Source organism: Nocardioides fonticola (assembly GCF_039536805.1).
GTDB classification, from domain to species: Bacteria; Actinomycetota; Actinomycetes; order Propionibacteriales; family Nocardioidaceae; genus Nocardioides; species Nocardioides fonticola.
The window spans coordinates 10,362-18,406 of sequence record NZ_BAAAZH010000010.1; the positions used below are offsets into that span (position 1 = coordinate 10,362).

The following is an 8,045-nucleotide window of genomic DNA, read 5'->3' on the forward strand; positions in this document are numbered from 1 at the left end:
CCGGCCGGGGAAACCTGCCGATTCCGGCCCCGGCCGGCCCGATTCCGGGCAGTTCCGCCTGTCCGATGTGACCAGTGGGGCCGATGTGATCCGGTTCCGGCGATTGGTCAGCTGAGTCTGTCGGTTTGTGACGCAAGACTTGCCTGACCGATGGCAGGAGTCACCGGGCGCCCGGTGACTCAGACGTCCGACCCGCCCCGAACCTCACCGCGGTCCGCGGGGCAGGCGTCCGCCGATGAACCGGATGATCCCGGCGACCGGGGAGAGCAGCGCGCGCAGCGGGTTCGTGGACGGCGGGGTGTTGGTGCGGTCGTCGGGGTAGGTGTCGCAGACGTCGCCGATCCCGTCGCGGTCGCGGTCGCCCTGGTCGGGGTTGGTCACCGCAGGGCAGTTGTCGGCGACGTCGGCCACCAGGTCGTTGTCGCGGTCGGGCAGCGGCGTGTCGTCGCAGACGTCGCCGATTCCGTCGGCGTCGCTGTCCTGCTGATCCTGGTTGGCGAGGTTCGGGCAGTTGTCGGAAGCGTCCGGCACGAGGTCGTCGTCGGCGTCGTCGTCCACCGGGTTCCCGGTCTCGTCGCAGACATCGCCCACCCCGTCCCCGTCGGTGTCGGTCTGGTCGTAGCTCGAGACCGACGGGCAGTTGTCGATGTTGTCGAGCACGCCGTCGCCATCACTGTCGGTGTAGTCCGGCCCGCCGCCGCCTCCGTTGCCGTTGGAGTCGTCGCAGGCGTCGCCGATCCCGTCCGTGTCGACGTCGGTCTGGTCGGGGTTGAAGGTGTAGACGCAGTTGTCGAGCGAGTCCTCGAAGCCATCACCGTCGTTGTCGTTGCCGTTGTAGTCAGGGGCATCGCAGACGTCGCCGATGCCGTCGTTGTCGGTGTCCTCCTGGCCGGGGTTGGCGTCGTACATGCAGTTGTCGTGGAAGTCGCCGACGCCGTCGCTGTCATAGTCGGTCTCGCCGTCCTCGAAGGCGGTCGTGCGCTGCTCGTGGAGGGCGGTGGTCGCGCCGGAAGGAACCGCCGTGATGCCGGTGAGGCCCGCGCCGCACAGCGTGAGGAGGGTCGCGGCCACCACGGAGCGGGTGCGGGCGCGTCGGGGGTGTCGGGACATCGTCGTTCCTCTCGGTCGGGCCGCGCAGCGGCCGTCGGATCGCCCGCGGGCCGGGGAGGGTGGGGACGCCGGACGATCGGTCGACGCTAGTGGGAGGCAGCGGCCGGCGATACCCTCCGGCCTATCGCGCTAGACCGGCGGCGGGGAGATGGGACCGCGGATATCCGATGGGACGCCGGCGGGCGCCCGTGGCAGGGTGACGCCGTGCGCGCGACTCTCGGACGACTCCTCCCGCCCACGAAGCTCGAACGCGACCTGGCCCTGCAGAGCGTGCTCTCGGCCTTCGCGACGGGTTCGTTCCTCACCGGCACCGCGGTCTTCTTCACCCAGATCGTCGGCCTGACCGGCGCCCAGATCGGTCTGGGCATGTCGATCTCGGCGGCGGTGGCACTGGCGCTGCAGATCCCCATGGGCCGCGTGGCCGACCACCTCGGAGCCAAGACGCTGTGGGTCTGGTCGAGCACGTGCGAGGCGGCGCTCTACTTCGCCTGGCCCGCGATCGACGGTCTGCTCACCTTCGTCCTGATGCTCTCGCTGCTGGCGGTCGTCGAGACGGCCGGCCGCAACGGCCGCAACGTGTACCGCATCGCGGTCTTCACCCGCGAGACCCGCGTCGCCGCGATGGCCTACCAGCGGGCGGCACGCAACGTCGGCTACACCCTCGGCGCCGGCGCCGGTGGTGTCGCGCTCGGCATCGGCAGCCGGTGGGCGATCCTCGCCATCCCGCTGCTCACCGGTGCCCTGCTCGTGCTCAACGCCCTCATGGTCGCCATCACCCTGCCCGAGCTGGCGCGCACCGGAGGCACGCAGGGGGAGTCGCCGGTCGAGGAGGCGCTGCACGCCGCGCCGGCGGCCTGGCGCAACCGCGGCTTCGTCGTCCTCGCGGCCTGCAACGGGGCCCTGAGCTCCAACCAGGTGCTGCTCAACGTCGTCGTCCCGCTGTGGCTCGTCGAGCGCACCGATGCCCCCCACACGCTGCTGGCGTGGCTGTTCGGCACCAACACCGTGCTCGCCGTGCTGCTCCAGGTGCGGGCCTCCCGGCTGGCCGACTCCGTCGAGGGGTCGTTGCGGGCGGTGCGTCTCTCAGGCTGGGCGTTCGTGGTCTCCTGCCTGGTCATCGCCATCACCCACGACACCGTCGGGTGGGTCTCGATCGTGCTGATCTGGGCCGGACACGTCACCATCACCGGCGCCGAGCTGTGGCAGTCGGCGTCCGACTGGGGCTTCACCTCCGAGCTCTCCGACCACCGGCGTCTGGGCGACTACCAGGGCGTGTGGGGGATGGGCTACCAGGTCGAGCCGATCATCTTCCCCGCGCTCTACACCTTCCTCGCCCTCCATTGGGGGACGCCGGGATGGGCGGTCATCGCCGCCATCGGTGTCGGTGCCGCTGCGCTCGCGCACCCGGCCGCCCGCGCCGCGCAGCGCCACCTCGAGCGCATCGGCGCACCCACGGCGGCCTGATCACCGCCTGATCACCGGCTGATGGTCGGGTGAGTCGCCGAAGCTCCTAGACTCACCCCCTGTGACGGCACAGAAGCTCGACGGCACCGCCACCGCGGCGGCGATCAAGGACGAACTCACGGCCCGCATCGCGGCCCTGCGCGAGCGGGGCGTCGTCCCCGGCCTGGGCACGGTGCTCGTCGGCGACGACCCCGGGTCGCGCTGGTACGTCGGCGGCAAGCACAAGGACTGCGCCGAGGTCGGCATCGAGTCGATCCGCGTCGACCTGCCGGCCACCGCCACCCAGGCCGAGATCGAGGAGCACATCGCCGCCCTCAACGCCGACCCGGCGTGCACCGGCTACATCGTCCAGCTGCCGCTGCCGAAGGGCATCGACGAGAACCGCATCCTCGGGCTCATCGACCCCGCCAAGGACGCCGACGGCCTGCACCCCACCAACCTCGGCTGGCTCGTGCTCGGCACCGAGGCGCCGCTGCCCTGCACGCCGTACGGCATCGTGGAGATCCTGCGCCGCCACGGCGTCGAGATCGCCGGCGCCGAGGTCTGCGTCGTCGGGCGCGGCGTCACCGTCGGCCGTCCGATGGGCCTGCTGCTGACCCGCCGCTCGGAGAACGCCACCGTCACGCTGTGCCACACCGGCACCCGCGACCTCGCCGCCCACGTGCGCAACGCCGACATCGTCATCGCCGCCGCCGGCGTCCCGGGCATCATCACCGCCGACATGGTCAAGCCCGGCGCCGCGGTGCTCGACGTCGGCGTCTCGCGGGTCGACGGCAAGATCGCCGGCGACGTCGCGGACGACGTGTGGGAGGTCGCCGGCTGGGTCTCGCCGAACCCCGGCGGCGTCGGTCCGATGACCCGCGCGATGCTGCTCTCGAACATCGTCACGATGGCCGAGCGATCGCTGGCCTGACGGTGAGCGACGCCGCGGAACCGCTCGAGCCCGTCGAGGCGCCCCCCGAGGACGTCGCGGCCGCCGAGGCGTTCCCGGCGTCCGATGCCGGCGGGGACCCCGAGGAGCCTGGCGAGCCCGAGGAGCCTGGCGAGCCCGAGCACCCGGGTGAGCCCGAGGAGCGTCGCTACCCCTCCACCCTCGGCGGACTGCTCTACCTCTTCATGCTCGGCGGCGCGGCCACCGGCGTGCTGGTGGCGTGGGCCGGCGACTGGCGCGCCGGCGTCCGGCTGCTCTCGCTCTCGCTGCTCTTCGGCGCCGGCTCCCGCCTGCTCGTGCCGTCGCATCAGGCGGGCATGCTGCGGGTGCGGCACCAGCTGGTCGACGTCGCCCTGCTGGTCGCCGTCGCGGCGATCCTGTTCGTGCTGGTCGGCAGCATCCCGGACTGACCCCTGACTGACCCCGGACCGACCCCGGGCCGCACGCCCCCGAGCAACGCACGAGGCCCCGAGCAGCGCTCGGGGCCTCGTGGTGTCGGATCGGAACGGCTCAGATGAGGCCGAGCTCCTGGACCGCGTTGCGCTCGTCCTCGAGCTCGGCGACCGAGGCGTCGATGCGGCCGCGGGAGAACTCGTCGATCTCCAGACCCTGGACGATCGACCAGTCGCCGTCCTTGGTGGTGACCGGGAAGGAGGAGACCAGACCCTCGGGGACGCCGTAGGAACCGTCGGAGACGACCGCCATGGAGACCCAGTCGTTCTCGGCGCTGCCGTAGAGCCAGTCGCGCGCGGCGTCGATGGTGGCCGAGGCGGCGGAGGCGGCCGAGGAGGAGCCGCGGGCCTCGATGATGGCCGCGCCGCGCTTGGCGACGGTCGGGATGAAGTAGCTCTCCACCCACTCCTGGTCGTTCACGACCTCGGCGGCGTTGCGGCCGCCGACCTGGGCGTGGAACAGGTCGGGGTACTGGGTGGCCGAGTGGTTGCCCCAGATCGTCATGTGGGTGATGTCGGTGACCGCGGCGCCGGTCTTCGCGGCGAGCTGGGAGATGGCGCGGTTGTGGTCGAGGCGGGTGAGCGCGGAGAAGCGCTCCTTCGGGATGTCGGGGGCGTTGCTGGCGGCGATGAGCGCGTTGGTGTTGGCCGGGTTGCCGGTCACGCCGATGCGGACGTCGTCGGCGGCGACCTTGTTGAGGGCCTTGCCCTGGGCGGTGAAGATCGCGCCGTTGGCCGAGAGCAGGTCGCCGCGCTCCATGCCCGGGCCGCGCGGACGCGCGCCGACGAGCAGGGCGAGGTTGACGCCGTCGAAGATCTTCTCCGGGTCGTCGCCGATCTCGACGCCGGCCAGGCTCGGGAACGCGCAGTCGTCGAGCTCCATGACGACGCCCTCGAGGGCCTTGAGCGCGGGGGTGATCTCGAGCAGGCGCAGCTCGATGGGCGCGCCGCCGGTCAGGGCACCACTGGCGAGGCGGAAGAGCAGGCTGTAGCCGATCTGGCCGGCCGCGCCGGTGACGGCCACCTTCAACGGGGTGGGGCTCACGACATCTCCTTGATTCGAATGTGGGGGCCCACGACCGGGACCCGCTCCGAAGCTAGCAGCGCAGGACGTCGGCGGCTCCCCCGGGTGGTCGGGGCGAGATGCGGGGCGCGACGATGGGGGTGTGCGCCTCCCGTTGCCCGATCGTCCGCTCCTGCTGCTGGGCACCGGCCTGCTGCTGCTGGCGGTCGCGGCGCGGTGCGGGGCCGGCGAGCCGCCGACCATCGGGCCCGGCGGTGTCGACGGCCTGGTGATCCCGGCGTCCCTGCCCCTCGATCCCGCCGACTACGTCACCCGGCCCGACGGCAACCGGTACCTGCCGCTGCCCGACGCGCGTCTCGCGGACGTCGAGGGGATCGCGGTGGCGCGTTGGGAACACGGCGGCGTCGTCGATCTCGTGGCCGAGGACGCCGCGGGCGACCTGTGGTGGTTCGGCCGGGAGGGGGAGTGGGTCGCCGGCGAGGACGGCGCCCGCCCCGGGCTGCTGGTGCCGGCCCGCCCGCGCCGGGGCGACGGGTTCCAGCGCGCGCTGGTACCCGGGCTCGTCGACCAGAGCGCCACGGTCGCCGCCGTCGGGGACGGCACCCTGACCCTCGACGTCGCGGATCCGCTCGATCCGGCGGTCGCCGGCCGGGAGATCTACGAGGTCGACCGGGGCCTGGTCTCGCCCGCCGACGGCTGACCTGACAGGCTGGTCCGGACAGCGGCGGAGGCGACGGCGTCCCACCCGCTGGCATCAGGTATCTTGACGTCAAGAAACTTTCCGCGACTGCTCCGGAGGAACAGCCTCATGGCCCCGATCATCTACACGCACACGGACGAGGCGCCCCTGCTGGCGACGTACTCGTTCCTGCCGATCATCCAGGCGTACGCCGCGAAGGCGGGTGTCGAGATCGAGACCCGCGACATCTCGCTGTCCGGCCGGATCATCAGCCAGTTCCCCGAGCGCCTCACCGAGGAGCAGCGCATCGCCGACCACCTCGCCGAGCTCGGCGAGCTGGCCACGCGCCCCGAGGCCAACATCATCAAGCTGCCGAACATCTCCGCCTCGATCCCGCAGCTCAAGGCAGCGGTCGCCGAGCTGCAGAGCCAGGGCTACGACATCCCCGACTACCCCGAGAACCCCTCCACGCCGGAGGAGCAGGAGATCCGGGCGAAGTTCGACAAGGTCAAGGGTTCGGCCGTGAACCCGGTGCTGCGCGAGGGCAACTCCGACCGCCGCGCGCCCGCCTCGGTCAAGAACTACGCCAAGGCCCACCCGCACCGCATGGGTGCCTGGAGCCCCGAGTCGAAGACGAACGTCGCGACCATGGGCGTCAACGACTTCTTCAGCAACGAGTTGTCGGTCGTCGTCCCGGCCGACGACACCCTCCAGATCAAGCACGTCGCCGCCGACGGCACCGTCACGGTGCTCAAGGACGCCGTCAAGGTGCTGGCCGGCGAGGTCGTCGACGGCACGTTCATGGACGTCGCCGCGCTGCGCGCCTTCCTCGCCGAGCAGGTCGCCCGGGCCAAGGCCGAGGGCGTGCTGTTCTCCGCCCACCTCAAGGCCACGATGATGAAGGTCTCCGACCCGATCATCTTCGGTCACGTCGTCGAGGTGTTCTTCGCCGACGTCTTCGCCCAGTACGGCGCCGACCTGAAGGCCGCCGGCCTCTCGGCCAACGACGGCCTCGGCGCGATCCTCGCCGGCCTCGACAAGCTGCCGAACGGCGCGGAGATCAAGGCCGCCTTCGACGCCGCCCTCGCCGCAGGCCCCGCCCTGGCGATGGTCGACTCCGACAAGGGCATCACCAACCTGCACGTGCCCTCCGACGTCATCATCGACGCCTCGATGCCCGCGATGATCCGCACCTCGGGCCACATGTGGAACGCCGCCGGCGAGGAGCAGGACACCCTCGCGGTCATCCCCGACTCCAGCTACGCGGGCGTCTACCAGGCCGTCATCGACGACTGCCGCGCCCACGGCGCCTACGACCCGGCCACCATGGGCTCGGTGCCCAACGTCGGCCTCATGGCCAAGGCCGCCGAGGAGTACGGCTCCCACGACAAGACCTTCGAGATCCCGGCCGACGGCACCGTGCAGGTCGTCGACGGCTCCGGCGCCGTCCTCATCGAGCACCAGGTGAAGGCCGGCGACATCTGGCGCGCCTGCCAGACCAAGGACGCCCCGATCCGCGACTGGGTGAAGCTGGCCGTCAGCCGCGCCCGCGCCACCGGTGCGCCGGCGGTGTTCTGGCTCGACGAGAACCGTGCCCACGACGCCAACCTCATCGCGAAGGTCAAGGAGTACCTGCCCGAGCACGACACCGACGGGCTGACCATCGAGATCATGGCGCCGGCCGCGGCCACCGCCTACTCGGTCGAGCGCATCCGCAAGGGCGAGGACACCATCTCGGTCACCGGCAACGTGCTGCGCGACTACAACACCGACCTCTTCCCGATCCTCGAGCTCGGCACCTCGGCGAAGATGCTCTCGGTCGTTCCGCTGATGAACGGCGGCGGCCTCTTCGAGACCGGTGCCGGCGGTTCGGCGCCCAAGCACGTGCAGCAGCTGGTCAAGGAGAACTACCTGCGCTGGGACAGCCTCGGGGAGTTCTTCGCGCTCGTGCCCTCCCTCGAGCTCTACGCCGAGCAGGCCGGCGCCCCGGGCGCGAAGGTGCTCGCGGCCACCCTCGACAAGGCCACCGAGACCTTCCTCAACGAGGACAAGTCGCCCACCCGTCGCGTCGGCGGCATCGACAACCGCGGCTCGCACTTCTACCTGGCCCTCTACTGGGCCCAGGAGCTCGCCGCGCAGACCGAGGACGCCGCCCTCGCGGCCGCCTTCGCCCCGCTCGCCGAGAAGCTGGCCGCCGAGGAGGCGACCATCGTCGCCGAGCTCAACGGCGTCCAGGGCAGCCCGGCCGACATCGGCGGCTACTACCGCCCCGATGACGCGAAGGCCTCGGCCGTGATGCGTCCCTCGGCCACCCTGAACGAGGCCGTCGCCTCGCTCTGATCCCGACGCGACCGCGGCCCCGGCTCCCTCGTGGAGCCGGGGCCG

Annotated in this window: 6 protein-coding genes and 3 pseudogenes; 5 read left to right on the forward strand and 4 right to left on the reverse strand. The window is 71.7% G+C overall.

Going from position 1 to position 8,045, the window contains the following annotated elements:
* Positions 1-204: 204 nt before the first annotated feature.
* From ABD671_RS05405 to ABD671_RS22320, 3 pseudogenes are all read right to left on the reverse strand, one after another.
* Positions 205-471: pseudogene (locus ABD671_RS05405) on the reverse strand (thrombospondin type 3 repeat-containing protein); the annotation flags it as partial.
* A 24-nt stretch (positions 472-495) separates the two neighbouring features.
* Positions 496-675 (reverse strand): annotated as a pseudogene (locus tag ABD671_RS05410) (thrombospondin type 3 repeat-containing protein); the annotation flags it as partial.
* A gap of 96 nt (positions 676-771) precedes the next feature.
* Positions 772-1,110, reverse strand: a pseudogene (locus ABD671_RS22320) (thrombospondin type 3 repeat-containing protein); the annotation flags it as partial.
* A gap of 204 nt (positions 1,111-1,314) precedes the next feature.
* Here ABD671_RS22320 and ABD671_RS05425 point away from each other — a divergent pair.
* From ABD671_RS05425 to ABD671_RS05435, 3 genes are all read left to right on the forward strand, one after another.
* Positions 1,315-2,574, forward strand: coding sequence for an MFS transporter (locus tag ABD671_RS05425; RefSeq protein WP_344732237.1), 1,260 nt, complete (start codon positions 1,315-1,317; stop codon positions 2,572-2,574).
* A 61-nt stretch (positions 2,575-2,635) separates the two neighbouring features.
* Entirely contained in the window at positions 2,636-3,487 is an 852-nt protein-coding gene (locus ABD671_RS05430) for a bifunctional methylenetetrahydrofolate dehydrogenase/methenyltetrahydrofolate cyclohydrolase (RefSeq protein ID WP_344732238.1), read from the forward strand.
* A 2-nt stretch (positions 3,488-3,489) separates the two neighbouring features.
* Positions 3,490-3,915 carry a DUF3017 domain-containing protein gene (locus ABD671_RS05435; RefSeq protein WP_344732240.1) on the forward strand — a complete coding sequence of 142 codons (426 nt, stop codon included), beginning with the start codon at positions 3,490-3,492 and terminating at the stop codon, positions 3,913-3,915.
* A gap of 100 nt (positions 3,916-4,015) precedes the next feature.
* Here ABD671_RS05435 and ABD671_RS05440 read toward each other — a convergent pair whose 3' ends face one another.
* A complete protein-coding gene (locus ABD671_RS05440; RefSeq protein WP_344732241.1) occupies positions 4,016-5,002 on the reverse strand; it encodes a malate dehydrogenase in 987 nt (328 codons plus the stop codon).
* 121 nt (positions 5,003-5,123) lie between these two features.
* Here ABD671_RS05440 and ABD671_RS05445 point away from each other — a divergent pair, with 121 nt between their 5' ends.
* Positions 5,124-5,681, forward strand: coding sequence for a hypothetical protein (locus tag ABD671_RS05445; protein ID WP_344732242.1), 558 nt, complete (start codon positions 5,124-5,126; stop codon positions 5,679-5,681).
* A 108-nt stretch (positions 5,682-5,789) separates the two neighbouring features.
* The gene (locus tag ABD671_RS05450; protein WP_344732243.1) at positions 5,790-8,000 is read left to right on the forward strand and encodes an NADP-dependent isocitrate dehydrogenase; all 2,211 of its coding nucleotides are present in this window, start codon (positions 5,790-5,792) and stop codon (positions 7,998-8,000) included.
* Positions 8,001-8,045 lie beyond the last annotated feature (45 nt).

Coding starts and splice junctions, on each gene's coding strand:
- ABD671_RS05450 (WP_344732243.1), top strand. CDS start 5,790: ATGGCCCCGATCATCTACACGCACACGGACGAGGCGCCCCTGCTGGCG.